General features: G+C 68.7%; 11 protein-coding genes and 1 tRNA gene. 3 read left to right on the top strand and 9 right to left on the bottom strand.

Going from position 1 to position 12,917, the window contains the following annotated elements:
- Positions 1 to 3: 3 nt before the first annotated feature.
- Positions 4 to 2,292 carry a glycoside hydrolase family 3 C-terminal domain-containing protein gene (locus BLW44_RS15485; protein WP_060926363.1) on the bottom strand — a complete coding sequence of 763 codons (2,289 nt, stop codon included), beginning with the start codon at positions 2,290 to 2,292 and terminating at the stop codon, positions 4 to 6.
- 93 nt (positions 2,293 to 2,385) lie between these two features.
- On the opposite strand from BLW44_RS15485, the gene BLW44_RS15490 reads away from it, so the two are divergent.
- Positions 2,386 to 2,967: a TetR/AcrR family transcriptional regulator gene (locus BLW44_RS15490; RefSeq protein ID WP_060926364.1), complete on the top strand. Its 582-nt coding sequence runs from the start codon at positions 2,386 to 2,388 to the stop codon at positions 2,965 to 2,967.
- A 13-nt stretch (positions 2,968 to 2,980) separates the two neighbouring features.
- On the opposite strand, the gene BLW44_RS15495 is transcribed toward BLW44_RS15490, so the two are convergent.
- The 4 genes from BLW44_RS15495 to serS all read right to left on the bottom strand — a co-directional run bounded on the left by BLW44_RS15495 (position 2,981) and on the right by serS (position 6,504).
- Positions 2,981 to 4,222, bottom strand: coding sequence for an LCP family protein (locus tag BLW44_RS15495; protein WP_060926365.1), 1,242 nt, complete (start codon positions 4,220 to 4,222; stop codon positions 2,981 to 2,983).
- Between the two features lie 53 nt (positions 4,223 to 4,275).
- Positions 4,276 to 4,360: transfer RNA gene (locus BLW44_RS15500), tRNA-Ser, on the bottom strand.
- Between the two features lie 42 nt (positions 4,361 to 4,402).
- Positions 4,403 to 5,224, bottom strand: coding sequence for an HAD family hydrolase (locus tag BLW44_RS15505; RefSeq protein WP_060926366.1), 822 nt, complete (start codon positions 5,222 to 5,224; stop codon positions 4,403 to 4,405).
- Positions 5,221 to 6,504 carry a serine--tRNA ligase gene (gene serS, locus BLW44_RS15510; protein WP_060926367.1) on the bottom strand — a complete coding sequence of 428 codons (1,284 nt, stop codon included), beginning with the start codon at positions 6,502 to 6,504 and terminating at the stop codon, positions 5,221 to 5,223. The genes BLW44_RS15505 and serS overlap by 4 nt, the downstream gene beginning before the upstream one ends.
- A 74-nt stretch (positions 6,505 to 6,578) precedes the next feature.
- Here serS and BLW44_RS15515 point away from each other — a divergent pair, with 74 nt between their 5' ends.
- Positions 6,579 to 7,577, top strand: coding sequence for a diacylglycerol/lipid kinase family protein (locus tag BLW44_RS15515; protein WP_060926368.1), 999 nt, complete (start codon positions 6,579 to 6,581; stop codon positions 7,575 to 7,577).
- 34 nt (positions 7,578 to 7,611) lie between these two features.
- On the opposite strand, the gene BLW44_RS15520 is transcribed toward BLW44_RS15515, so the two are convergent.
- The 3 genes from BLW44_RS15520 to BLW44_RS18040 form a co-directional block, all read right to left on the bottom strand.
- Entirely contained in the window at positions 7,612 to 8,358 is a 747-nt protein-coding gene (locus BLW44_RS15520) for a hypothetical protein (protein WP_060926369.1), read from the bottom strand.
- Positions 8,359 to 8,409: 51 nt separating this feature from the next.
- The gene (gene cls, locus BLW44_RS15525) at positions 8,410 to 9,870 is read right to left on the bottom strand and encodes a cardiolipin synthase (protein ID WP_060926370.1); all 1,461 of its coding nucleotides are present in this window, start codon (positions 9,868 to 9,870) and stop codon (positions 8,410 to 8,412) included.
- Between the two features lie 100 nt (positions 9,871 to 9,970).
- Positions 9,971 to 10,144 (bottom strand): hypothetical protein, encoded by a 174-nt coding sequence (locus BLW44_RS18040; RefSeq protein ID WP_167347454.1) that lies wholly within the window; start codon positions 10,142 to 10,144, stop codon positions 9,971 to 9,973.
- A gap of 127 nt (positions 10,145 to 10,271) precedes the next feature.
- Between BLW44_RS18040 and BLW44_RS15530 the strand changes: the two genes are divergently transcribed.
- Positions 10,272 to 11,384 carry a DUF4192 family protein gene (locus BLW44_RS15530; protein WP_060926371.1) on the top strand — a complete coding sequence of 371 codons (1,113 nt, stop codon included), beginning with the start codon at positions 10,272 to 10,274 and terminating at the stop codon, positions 11,382 to 11,384.
- Here the strand turns inward: BLW44_RS15530 and lysS are convergent.
- Positions 11,377 to 12,903: a lysine--tRNA ligase gene (lysS, locus tag BLW44_RS15535; protein WP_060926372.1), complete on the bottom strand. Its 1,527-nt coding sequence runs from the start codon at positions 12,901 to 12,903 to the stop codon at positions 11,377 to 11,379. The genes BLW44_RS15530 and lysS overlap by 8 nt on opposite strands.
- Between the last annotated feature and the right edge of the window lie 14 nt (positions 12,904 to 12,917).

Consider the following 12,917-nt stretch of genomic DNA (forward strand, 5'->3'; position numbering starts at 1 on the left):
GGCTCAGGCCTGCGGCAGCGTGCCCGCGTTCGCACCCGCGAGGAGCTGCTCGACCTGATCGTGGGTCACCTCGATGCCCGGGAAGCCGATCAGGCGCCCGATCGGGAACGAGGCCATCATCTTCTCCATCGCCTCGTCGTTCGGCATCATCGAGGCCGCCGAGGAGTCCGCCCCGTTCAGCTCACCCAGGAAGCCCCCAAGGGCGCCGATCACGATGGGCCCTGCGACCGGGTGGGCCATCACGTCGCCGATGGACGACTCCATGGTGAGGGGCAGCGACACGACGTCGCCGTCCACATCCACGGTCGACGTCGAGCGGATGTCGCGACTCGACGCCGCGACCTCGACGCGGTACACCCCCGGCTCGACGATCCAGCGATCCACGCGCACATCCCAGTAGGCGAGGTCTTCACGGCGCACGACCAGGTCGACGGTGCGTGTCTCGCCCGCGGCCAAAGCCACCGAGGAGAATGCCTTGAGCTCTCGCGGGGCGCGCTGCACCGCGGAGGCGTGCGCTGCCACATACACCTGCACCACCTCGCGGCCGTCGCGCTCGCCGGTGTTGGTGACGTCGATGCTGACGACGAGGTCGCCGTCGGCTTCGGACGTGACCGAGGCCCGGCCGTACTCGAAGGTCGTGTACGAGAGTCCGTGCCCGAACGGGAAGGTGACGTCGAGCCCCTTCGCGTCGTACCAGCGGTAGCCCACGAGCACGCCCTCGCCGTAGCGGACGTGGCCGAACTCGCCGGGGAAGCTGCCGTACGAGGGGTTGTCCTCCAGGCGCACCGGGATGGTCTCCGTGAGCTTGCCCGAAGGGTTGACTGCGCCGTAGAGGACGTCGGCGACAGCGCCGCCTCCGGCCTGCCCGAGCAGCCAGGTCTCCACGATCGCCGGCACACGGCCTGCGAACGGCAGCGCCACGACTCCGCCGTTCGAGAGCACGACGACGGTCGCGGGGTTCGCGTCGATCACGGCATCGAGCAGGGCGAGCTGGTCGGCGGGGAGATCGATGTGCTCGCGGTCGAAGCCTTCCGACTCCTCTGCGGCGGGGAGCCCGAGCATCACGACCGCGACATCGGCGACGGATGCCACGGCGACCGCCTCGGCACGCAGCTCTTCCTCGGAGCGACCGGATGCGGCGACCGCTCCGCCTTCGACGGCGAATCCGGCGGCGTAGGTGACGCGGTCGCCGCCGACGGCGCGCAGTCCATCGAGGGCGTTGTCGACCCTGGTCGGGTTGATCAGGGACGACCCCGCGCCCTGGAACCGCGGCTCGGTCGCGAAGGCGCCGATCACCGCGATCTTCTGCTCAGGAGCGAGAGGGAGCACCCCGCCCTCGTTCTTGAGCAGCACGATCGAACGCCCTGCGGCCTCCCGCGCGAGCGCGTGATGACGGTCGACGTCGAGGGGTCCGGTGACGGCGGGCCGGCGCTCGGCCTTGCGCACGAGGTCGATCGCCCGCTGCGCGGCGGTGTCGAGCACGCTCTCGGCCAACTCACCCGCCCGCACGGCGGCGACCAGCTGCGCATCCGTCCGCCCGCCCGATGACGGCATCTCGAGGTCGAGTCCGGCTGCGACGCCCGCGACCCTGTCGTTGACCGCTCCCCAGTCCGAGACGACGAGTCCGTCGAAGCCCCAGTCCTCCCGCAGCACCTGAGTGAGCAGCCAGGGGTCCTCCGACGCGTAGACGCCGTTTATGCGGTTGTACGAGCACATCACGGTCCACGGCTGCGCGTCCGTGACGACGCGCTCGAAGCCGCGCAGGTAGATCTCGTGCAGCGGCCGGGGGTCGACATCGGAGCTCGCCCGCATCCGGTCGAACTCCTGGTTGTTCGCGGCGAAGTGCTTGAGCGAGGAGCCGACACCCTGAGACTGGACTCCGCGCACCGACGCCGCACCGAGCACTCCCGACACGAGGGGATCCTCGGAGAAGTACTCGAAGTTCCGCCCGCACAGCGGCGAGCGCTTGATGTTGATGCCGGGTCCGAGCACGATGGCCACGTCCTCGATCGCCGCCTCCACCCCGATCGCCGCCCCCACGCGCTCGATGAGCTCGGGGTCGAAGGACGAGCCGATGCCGACGGCGGGCGGGAAGCAGGTCGCCGGCACGCTGCTCGCGAGCCCGAGGTGGTCGGTGCCTCCGGCCTGCTTGCGAAGCCCGTGCGGACCGTCCGTCATCATGATCGAGGGGATGCCGGCTCTGTCGACCGCCTTCGTGGTCCAGAAATCGGCCCCGCTCGTGAGCGATGCCTTCTCTTCGAGAGTGAGGTCGGAGGCCGATGACTCGGTCATGGTGTTCCTTTCGCAGGCGACAGCGGTGTCTTGCGAAAACTATATGCGAGTAGGTATTGGATTTCAAACGTTGTTCAGGATTACCCTCGGAGCATGGCACGACGAGGTTCATATGCGAAGGGCGTCGCCAGGCGCCAGGAGATCCTCGAGAGCGCACTCGATGTGATCGGGCGCCGCGGGTACCAGAACGCATCGCTCAAGCAGATCGCCGAGGTCGTCGGCGTCACCCCTGCCGCCCTCCTGCACTACTTCGGCAGCAAGGAGGAGCTGTTCACCGAGGTGCTGCGCACCCGGGACGAGCACGACCTGATGGCACCGCACCCGGCGGACCCGACCGACGCCAAGGCCGCGTTCGTCGATGTCATCCGGCACAACACCGAGGTCCCCGGCATCGTCGAGCTCTTCTCACGGCTCGCCGTCGACGCGGTGGATCCGGAGCATCCGGCGCACCAGTACTTCCTCGACCGCAGCGAAAGGCTGCGCGAGAGCATCGCGGACGCCTTCGACCGCGACGACCGGCGTCAGGCGGTGATGGATCCCGCGACCATGGCGCGGGTGATCCAGGCGGTGTCCGACGGGCTGCAGATCCAGTGGATGATCGATCCCGCCGTCGACATGCCCGGGATCATCGCGGCACTGTTGGACGTGCTCTACCCGCCGAAGTCGACGGACTGACCGGGCCCCGCCCTCAGCCGCCGTTGCCGTTCGAGCAGGTCTGCTGCGCCGCCGAGTTGCCCTTGATCGAATCGGGCAGGGCGACGACGTTGTCCGGGGTGCTCGAGGGAGCGGGGGTCGCCGTGCCACCGGCATCCGCCGGAGCGGGATCGGTCACCACGACGCCGTCGCTGTCGGTGTTCTCGTAGGTCACCTGCAGCTGTGCGTTGGCGTTGATCGCGTCCCACATCTCCTGAGCGGCGGACTCGTTCGCGACGACCTTGTTCCGGTCCTCCCAGTCATCGACCGTCGGGTACTGGAGGAACACGATGTCCTCGAACGGGACGGACTTGACGGCGAGAGCGATCTGCACGATCTTCATCGGGTCGGCCAGTGAGTTGCTGGCCTCCACGTTGCGCAGACCCGTGTTCGCGAGTTTGAGCATCATCGGTGCGTTCCCGAGCGTGTCGCTGCTGATCAGCTTGCGCACGAGGCTCGACATGTACTGCTGCTGGTTGCCGATGCGGCCGAGGTCGCTGCCGTCTCCGACACCATGCCGGGTGCGCAGGAACTGGAGGGCCTGCAGGCCCTTCACCGTGTGGGTCCCTGCCGTCATGTCCAGGCCCGTGTACGAGTCCTTGATGGGCGTGGCAAGGCAGACGTCGACGCCGCCGATGGCGTTCGTGATCTCGATCACGCCGCCGAACGTCACCGAGGCCGCGAACTGGATCTCCTGACCCGTGAGCTGCGTGATCGTCTTGGCGACGCAGTTCAGGCCGCCGTCCGTGTAGGCCACGTTCAGGGGCTGCTTGCTCATCGCGGAATGTACTTCGCCCTTGGCGTCCTCGCACTCCGGGATGCCGAGCATGAGGTCACGGGGAAAGCTGACCACCGTGATCCGGCGGGGCTCCTGCGACACGTGCACGAGCAGGTTGACGTCGTTGAGGGTGCCCTCGGAGTCGCTGCCGGTGCAGCGATCGCCGAAGTAGTCCTTGTACGCCTCTTCACAGGTGTCGACGCCGGTCAGCAGGAGGTTGAAGCCCTCCTTGTACTCGCCGATGTTCGGCGGGAGCTCCGCCTCCCCGTCCAGCTCGACGGCGTTCGCCGTCACCGTGGTGGAGAGGTCGTAGAACACGTACGCACCCACACCGAGACCGCTCACGAGAACCACGGCGAGGCCGATGGCGATGAACTTCAGGAGCTGGTTGACGGGCCCTGGAGTGCGCAGCTGACCGTGGCGCGCGATGGTGCGGCGGCGTCGCGTGTGGGGACTCACTCGGGGCCTTTCGATTCAGCGTGCGGTGCGGGGGGTCACCGTGCCCTGTACAGCGGAGGGTGTGGGATTCGAACCCACGAGACATCTCTGCCCACTGGTTTTCAAGACCAGCTCCATCGGCCGCTCGGACAACCCTCCCGACAGACGAATCTGCCGACAAGCCGTGAGTCTAGCCGAGAACTATTCTCCCGCGCTGACCTGGGCGGGTGCTGGAAGCGTGTCCAGGGCGGTCGCGAGACCGCCGTCCTTCACGTCGCCGGTCACCTCTCCGGCGGCCTGCTTCACCTCGATCGGCGCCTGCCCCATCGCCACGGCACGTCCGTCGAGCCCGAGCGCCCACCCGAACATGCCGATGTCGTTGCGTCCGTCGCCCGCGACCAGCACTTCGCCGCGCTCGAAGCCGAGCTCGGTGCGCACCCGCTCGAGTGCCGTGCCCTTGTCCACGCCCTGAGGCGCGATGTCGAGCCACGCCGTCCAGCCGATCGCGTACGAGACCTCGTTGAGGCCCGCATCCGCGACGAGGCGATGGAAGTCCTCCTCGTCATGCCCCGGCGACACGACGACGACGCGCGAGACCGGCTCTGCGACGAGCTCCTCGAAACCGACCTGCCGCCCGCCGTCGAGAGTCCAGTCGTCGAGGTGCTGGGTGTAGAGCCGCTGCCCCGAGCCGAGTTCGACCATGTACCGCGCATCAGGCAGACGCTCACGCAGCAACGCGAGCACAGGCGAGGGGTCGAAGGTCTCGATGTGCCACCTCTCCCACTCGTCGCCCACGCGGCGCATGGTCACGGCGCCGTTCGAGCACACCACGAACTGCGGCGTCAGGCCGAGCTCGTCGACATAGCGCTCGGTCGCCATCCAGCTGCGACCGGTGGCGATCGTGACCTCGTGCCCCGCATCCCGCAGGCGTGCGACGGCCTCAGGCACCCCGGGGCTCATCGACTCGTCCTGCAGCAGGATCGTGCCGTCGACGTCGAGCCCGACGAGCCAGCGAGACGTCATGCCGTGGGCTCCAGGATCTCGAGCCCGCCGAGGTAGGGCCGCAGCACCTCGGGCACCCGCACCGAGCCGTCCGCCTGCTGATGGGTCTCGAGCAGCGCCACGATCCACCGGGTGGTCGCCAGCGTGCCGTTGAGGGTCGCGACGGGCTGCGTCTTGGCCGTCTGTCCATCCTGTGCCTGCGGCCGGTGGCGGATGTCGAGTCGACGCGCCTGGTACGTGGTGCAGTTCGAGGTCGAGGTGAGCTCGCGGAAGGCGCCCTGCGTCGGAACCCAGGCCTCGATGTCGTACTTTCGGGCGGCGCTGGAGCCGAGGTCGCCCGCGGCGACGTCGATCACTCGGTACGCCAGTCCGAGTGCGGTGAGCATCTCCTCCTGCAGCGCCACGAGCCGCAGGTGCTCGGCCTCGGCATCCTCTGGGTTCGTGTAGACGAACATCTCCAGCTTGTTGAACTGGTGGACCCGGATGATCCCGCGGGTGTCCTTGCCGTGCGACCCCGCCTCGCGCCGGTAGCAGGTCGACCAGCCGGCGTAGCGCAGCGCGCCAGCGCCCAGGTCGAGGATCTCGTCCTTGTGGTACCCGGCGAGCGCGACCTCGCTGGTGCCGACCAGGTAGAGGTCGTCGTCCTTGTCGAGGTGGTAGACCTCGTCGGCGTGCTCGCCGAGGAAGCCGGTGCCCTGCATGATCTCCGGGCGCACCAGGGTAGGGGTGATCAGCGGCACGAAGCCGTTCTGCAGCGCCTTGTCGAGCGCGAGGTTCATGAGCGCGATCTCGAGCCGTGCGCCGATGCCGCGCAGGAAGTAGAAGCGAGCTCCCGACACCTTCGCGCCGCGCTCCATGTCGATCGCGCCGAGGATCTCGCCGAGCTCAAGGTGATCGCGGGGCTCGAAGTCGAACGCGGGGACGTCGCCCACCCGACGGAGCTCGACGAAGTCGGCCTCGCCACCGGCGGGGACGCCGTCGATGACGACGTTCTCGATGCGCGCGAGTGCTGTCGCGAGCGCATCCGCCGCCTCGTTCGCGGCCTGCTGCGCCTGCTTGACGCGGTCGGCGAGGTCCTTGACCTGGGCGACGAGCGCGGCCTTCTCGTCCTTCGGCGCCTGCGCGACCCGCTTGCCGAACGCGTTCTGCTCGGCGCGCAGCTCCTCGAATACGGCGAGCGCCGCACGCCGCGATCGATCCGCCTCGAGCGCGGCGTCGACGGTGCCCTGGTCGTTGCCACGGGCGGCCTGAGAACGGCGGACGATCTCCGGGTTTTCGCGGAGGAGTGCGAGGTCGATCATCCCCCAAGTCTATGGGGACCCTCGCCGCCCGCAGCCGCGTCGGGACGGCCCTGATGCCGCGTTAGAGTAGCGCCATGATGATGAGCGCCCCCGCCCGGCGACAGGCGGCGCTCGTGTACAACCCGATCAAGGTCGATGAGAAGCACCTGCGCGCGAGAGTCCGCGCACTCTCGAGCGAGGCGGGCTGGGACCATCCGGCGTTCTATCCGACCACGATCGAGGACCCGGGTCAGCAGGCGACGGCGCAGGCACTGGCGCGCGGGGTCGACGTCGTGCTGGTGGCCGGAGGCGACGGCACGGTGCGCGCCGTGTCGGAGGCGATCGCGAACAGCGGCGTGCCTCTCGCCATCCTGCCCAGCGGTACGGGCAACCTGCTCGCGCGCAATCTCGGGCTCCCGCTCGGCGACGCGGACGAGATGATCCGCGCGGCTCTGGGCGAGTTCCGGCACGCGATCGACATCGGCTGGGCGCGGCTCACCCGTGCCGGCGGCGAGCAGGAGGAGCATGCGTTCGTGGTGCTCGCCGGGATCGGCCTGGATGCCGACATGATCGCCAACACCCGCTCCGACCTGAAGCGGTCGGTCGGCTGGATCGCCTATGTCGACGGAGCCGCGAGGTCGCTCGTGACCGCGGAGCCCTTCCGAGCGGTCTTCCAGATCGACGACGGCCGTCTGCATTCCACCAAGGTGCACAGCATCCTGTTCGCGAACTGCGGCCTGCTGCCCGCCGGTATCGCGCTGATCCCGGACGCGTCGATCACGGACGCCGTCCTCGACGTCGCGGTGATCCAGCCCACCGGAGTGCTCGGGTGGCTCGGGGTATGGCGCAAGATCTGGTGGGACAACTCGGTGCTGCGGCGTTCGCGCGCCGGACGCCGGGTCCTGGATCGACGCGGCAAGGACGCATCCGTGCACTACTTCCGCGGTCTCGCTGCCGAGGCCGCGGCGACGAAGCCGACGCCGATCGAGCTCGACGGCGACGAGTTCGGCACCGCGGTGCGCGTGACCTGCCGGGTCGACCCTGCGGCTCTGCTGCTGGCGCTGCCAGCCGACCACCCCGTCGCCACCCTCTGAACCGAGGGGCCGTCTGCGCCGGAGCCGGCCGATGTCAGCCTCGAACGTCGACCGTTCCGTCGAGGCCGCCGCCTACGAGGGTCAGGGTGAACGCGTCGTCGTCGACCTCATCCTCGCCGAAGTCGACGATGGTGGCGCGAGGCACCATGTCCATCGTGCAGACCTGGGAGTCATCGGTGACGAACGTCGCCGTGCCTGCCGCACCCGATCCCTCCAGGCTCTCGATGACGGGCGCGCAGGTCGACGATCCCCAGGTGAGCAGCACGAGGGCGCCGTCGTCGTACCAGGCGGCTGACGGCGTGTACTCGGTCGACGAGCCCGGCGTGCCGGTGAAGGTCGGGTCGCCGTCGACATCGACGTCACCGACGATGTCGCCATAGGTCACCTGCAGGGTGACCTCCGCGGTCGGGTCGACACCCTCGGGAAGGGCTCCGACAGACGCCCGCGGCGCCATGTCCGACGTGCACGCCGTCGCGTCCTCACTCGTGGAGGACGGCTCGACGAGAGTCACCGAGACGGTCTGCCCGTCCGCGGTGACCTCATCGACCTGAGGGATGCACGTGGAGGACCCCCAGGTCACGACGGCGAACATCCGGCCGTCGTCCAGCAGCGTGCCCTGGAGGTCGTCGGAGTCGTCGTCGGATGACTGACCAGGGCCGCTCGACGGATCGGACGTCGTCTGCGGGGCTGTCGCCCCCGGCCCGATCGTGCAGCCGGCCAGGAGCACGGCTGCGGCGAGTGCGGACAGGGATGCAGCGAGGAGGCGCGTGGGGGAAGCCATGCACACAGGGTATCGGGGGCACCCGGCGCAAGTACCCCCTTGACGGATTCGCTACTGCAGTGCCGAGGTCAGCCGGGCGAGGTTGTCGAGCACCGTGGACCGCAGCGGCTGCTGCATCCACTCCTCCAGCGTCAGCTCGCGACTGAGCGACCGGTATTCGTCTTCGACCGCGCGCATCTCGGTGACGAACTCCTCGCCCCGAACGAGCATCGAGACCTCGAGGTTGAGACCGAACGAGCGCATGTCCATGTTGCTCGACCCGATCACGGCGACCTGGTCGTCGATCGTCAGGCTCTTGGTGTGCAGGATGTAGGGCTTGCGATACATCCAGATGCGCACCCCGGCCTTGAGCAGCGCCTCGTAGTAGCTGCGCTGGGCGTGATAGACCATCGCCTGATCGCCCTCTTCGGAGACGAACAGCTCGACGGCCACTCCCCTGTCCACCGCTGCGGTGACCGCGAGCAGCAGCGCCTCGTCCGGCACGAAGTACGGGCTCACGATCATGATCCGCTCCTTGGCCGCATACAGCAGACCGAGGAAGAGGCGGAGGTTGTTCTCGACCTCGAACCCGGGACCGGAGGGGACGACCTGGCAGTCCAGGTCGCCGGAGCCCGCCTCGGCGTGCGAGATGTCGATCTCCTGCAGCACCTCGTCGGTCTCGCTGTACCAGTCGCTGAGGAAGATCGCGTTCACGCTCAGCACGACGGGGCCGTCGATGCGCACCATGAGATCGACCCAGTGCAGACCGCGCTTGATGTTCTTGGGGAGGTTGTACGTCGAGTCCGTGACGTTCTGCGAGCCGAGGAAGGCGACCTTGCCGTCGACGACGACGAGCTTGCGGTGGTTGCGCAGGTCGGGACGCTGCATGCGTCCCTTGAACGGCTGCACGGGGAGCATCAGATGCCAATCGGCGCCCATCCGGTTGAGTCGCGCGATGGTCTGGCGATACTTCGGCTTCCACCGGTTCGCCCAGTGGTCGAGCAGGACTCTGACGTGCACGCCGCGCGCTGCGACCTCTTCCATGGCGCGGAAGAAGTTGTCGGTCGAGGCGTCGGACTGCAGGATGTAGAACTCGACGTGCACGTAGTCCTGCGCCTTGCGGATCTCGTCCGCCATCGCATCGAGGGAATCCTGATACCCGGCGATCAGATGCGCGCCGTTGTCGCCCGAGATCGGCAGCGCGCCGAGGCGGTGGTTCATCTCGACGAGCGGGGGGAACCAGCTGGGGGCGTCGGGGCGCAGGGTCCCGAAGTGCAGATGCTCGCTCGTCTCGGCGATGTACTCGTTGATCTGGTCCTGCTTGCGCCGGCGGGCGCGCGGCAGCCGCGGGTTCCCGATCAGCAGGAAGAGGAGGACGCCGACGAACGGGATGAAGAACACGGCCAGCAGCCAGGCCATTGCGGCCGTGGGGCGCCGGTTGCGAGGGATGACGATGATCGCCGTGATGCGGATCGTCAGGTCGAGGACGAGCAGGAACGCCGCGATCCACCACGCCCAGGTGTCGGGTGTCATACCTCGTCCTCTCGACGGGTCGGCACTTCGACGGCACGCGCCTCAGTGGGCACCGGTGACGGTGCGCTGGCTACACAGTAGCCGATGGCTCGGACGCTGCTCAGGGGCGCGGCGGCAGGCCGCGAGCAGCCCGTTCCTCTGCCTCGATGCGTGCGTGCACCTTGCGTTCGGTGCGGTCGAATCGCAGGATGCCACGGAGCACGAAGAAGAACACCACGCTCACGCCGATGGTCGGGATGATCGACCATGCTGCCGCGAGCCAGAAGTTCTCCATATCTCCATGGTACGCGACCCCGCCCGCGGGAGCCCCACTGCTCCTGCACATCCGCCGGACCTCCCGATCCGGGTGCGCGCGCTGTGGATCCGCCCTGCTGCGCCCGCCGGGCGAAGACACTCTCGGGATGACAACCCTGCTCCGAGCCTCCGGCTCCGCTGAGTTCCTCAGCATCGTCCCCTCCCTGGCGGGCTTCACCCCGACCGAGAGCCTCGTGCTCCTCCCCTTCCACGGCACACGCACACACGGCGCGATGCGCCTCGATCTCCCCCGGGACGACGTCGCCCTCTCGGAGTACGCGGACGCTGCGATCGGTCTCGTCTCCCGCATCGAGGGGACGGATGCCGTCGCCGTCGTGGTCTACACCGACGATCAGGCCCACGCGACTCGCGACGGCCTGGTCCTGCCGTTCGCCGTCGAGGTCGACGAGATGCTCGGACGAGCCGACGACGCCGGGCTCCGCATCGTCGACGCCCTGTGTGTGACGGCCGACGGGTGGTCGAGCTATCTGGCGGACGATCCAGAGCTCCACGTCCTCGACCACGAGCCACCATCGGTGCCTGGCATCGGCGATGTCTCGGGCGACCACCTCGCCGGTGCACGTCTCGAATCGACGGACCTCGCTGCGAAGGAGCGTGTCGGACGAGCCCTGCTCGAGGTGTCCGCGCTGCTCGACGGCGCACCCCGCGGCACCGCGCGGACCGACCCGCAGGCGATCGCCGCTCTGGTGCTGCTCGAGGACCTTCCGGCGTTCTTCGAGTCGGTGCTCAGTTCCCCCGACGAGCTGCCGCCCTTCGCCACCGCGGCGCTGCTCTGGTGTCTCGACAGACCGATCTTCCGCGACGTCGCGCTGACGCAGTGGGCGACCGACATCTCCGGCGGCATGCGCACCCTGCGCTCCCAGCTCGCGTTCGCCGGCGAGGGCGAGGCGTTCCCCGACGACCTCGGAGACATCTTCCTCGGCAGGGGCCCGGCCCCCGACCCCGAGCGGATCCGGACCGCCCTCACGCTCGCGCGGTTCGTCGCGGCCCGCGCGCCGCGAGCATCGAGACCGGCGCCCCTCACCGCTGCGGCCTGGCTCTCGTGGGCGCTGGGGCGCTCCAGTCACGCCGCTCACTACCTCGACCTGGTGCGCGCGATCGACCCCGAGTACGGGCTCGCGGCCCTGCTCGAGACGATGATCAGCGCCGCGGTGCTGCCCGAGTGGGCGTTCCGCCGCGGCGCCGCCGACGCTACTTGACCAGCGGGAAGAGGATCGTCTCGCGGATGCCGAGACCGGTGATCGCCATCAGCAGGCGGTCGATGCCCATGCCCATGCCGCCGGACGGCGGCATGCCGTGCTCGAGAGCGCGCAGGAACTCCTCGTCGACGGGCATGGCCTCCACGTCTCCTCGGGCGGCCAGCTTCGCCTGCTCTACGAAACGCTCGCGCTGGATGACCGGATCGACCAGCTCGGAGTATCCGGTGGCCAGTTCGAACCCGCGGATGTACAGGTCCCACTTCTCCACGACACCCTCGATCGAGCGGTGCTCGCGCACGAGAGGCGAGGTATCGACCGGGAAGTCCATCACGAAGGTCGGACGCACGAGGTCGCCCTTGACGAAGTGCTCCCACAGCTCTTCGACGAGCTTGCCGTGCGTGGCCTGGGCGGGGAGGTCCACACCGTTCGCCTCGGCGAAGGCGATGAGGTCCTCGACCGAGTCCTGCGGGGTGACGGTGCGCCCTGACGCCGCCGACAGCGACTCGTACATCGAGATGCGGTCCCACTCGCCGCCGAGGTCGTACTCGGTGCCGTCGGCCCAGGTGACAGTCGTCGATCCCGCGACAGCGATCGCGGCCTGCTGCACGAGCTCCTGCGTGAGCGCGGCCATCTGGTTGTAATCGCCGTACGCCTGGTAGGCCTCGAGCATCGCGAACTCAGGGCTGTGCGTGGAGTCCGCGCCCTCGTTGCGGAAGTTGCGGTTGATCTCGTACACCCGCTCGATACCGCCGACGACGGCACGCTTCAGGTACAGCTCCGGTGCGATGCGCAGATACAGCTCGGTGTCGAAGGCGTTCGAGTGCGTGACGAAGGGACGCGCAGAGGCGCCACCGTGCTGCACCTGCAGCATCGGCGTCTCGACCTCGAGGTAGTCGTGGCTCCCGAACGTCGCGCGGAGGCTGGCGTTCACAGCCGCGCGGGCGCGGACGGTGCTGCGTGCCTGCTCGCGCACGATCAGATCGAGGTAGCGGCTGCGGACCCGACCCTCTTCGCTGAGCTCCGAATAGGCGTTGGGCAGCGGGAGGATCGCCTTGGACGCGATCGCCCACTCGTCGGTCATGATCGACAGCTCGCCGCGGCGGCTCGAGATGACCTCGCCGTGCACGAAGACATGGTCGCCCAGGTCGACGTACTCCTTCCAGTCGGCCAGCGACTCCTCTCCCACATTCGCGAGCGAGATCATCGCCTGGATGCGCGAGCCGTCACCGGCCTGGAGGGTGGCGAAGCAGAGCTTGCCGGTGTTGCGGCTGAAGACGACGCGACCGGCCACGCCGACGACGACGCCGGTCTCGGCACCCGCCTCGAGGTCGCCGTACTCCTCGCGCAGCGCGGGGATCTGGTGCGTCACAGGGACTCCGACCGGGAAGGCGCCGCCACCCGCATCCGCACGATCGGCGATCAGACGCGCGCGCTTCGCGAGACGCACGGCCTTCTGCTCGTGGACCTCTTCTTCGGTGGCGGCGGTGGCCGGCTCGGGCGCGGAAGACGCGTCAGTCATTCGGGGGCTCCTTG

The sequence above is a fragment of the Microbacterium hydrocarbonoxydans genome, assembly GCF_900105205.1.
GTDB classification, from domain to species: Bacteria; Actinomycetota; Actinomycetes; order Actinomycetales; family Microbacteriaceae; genus Microbacterium; species Microbacterium hydrocarbonoxydans.

Coding starts and splice junctions, on each gene's coding strand:
- BLW44_RS15485 (WP_060926363.1), bottom strand. CDS start 2,292: ATGACCGAGTCATCGGCCTCCGACCTCACTCTCGAAGAGAAGGCATCG.
- BLW44_RS15490 (WP_060926364.1), top strand. CDS start 2,386: ATGGCACGACGAGGTTCATATGCGAAGGGCGTCGCCAGGCGCCAGGAG.
- BLW44_RS15505 (WP_060926366.1), bottom strand. CDS start 5,224: ATGACGTCTCGCTGGCTCGTCGGGCTCGACGTCGACGGCACGATCCTG.
- serS (WP_060926367.1), bottom strand. CDS start 6,504: ATGATCGACCTCGCACTCCTCCGCGAAAACCCGGAGATCGTCCGCCGT.
- BLW44_RS15515 (WP_060926368.1), top strand. CDS start 6,579: ATGATGATGAGCGCCCCCGCCCGGCGACAGGCGGCGCTCGTGTACAAC.
- BLW44_RS15520 (WP_060926369.1), bottom strand. CDS start 8,358: ATGGCTTCCCCCACGCGCCTCCTCGCTGCATCCCTGTCCGCACTCGCC.
- cls (WP_060926370.1), bottom strand. CDS start 9,870: ATGACACCCGACACCTGGGCGTGGTGGATCGCGGCGTTCCTGCTCGTC.
- BLW44_RS18040 (WP_167347454.1), bottom strand. CDS start 10,144: ATGGAGAACTTCTGGCTCGCGGCAGCATGGTCGATCATCCCGACCATC.
- BLW44_RS15530 (WP_060926371.1), top strand. CDS start 10,272: ATGACAACCCTGCTCCGAGCCTCCGGCTCCGCTGAGTTCCTCAGCATC.
- lysS (WP_060926372.1), bottom strand. CDS start 12,903: ATGACTGACGCGTCTTCCGCGCCCGAGCCGGCCACCGCCGCCACCGAA.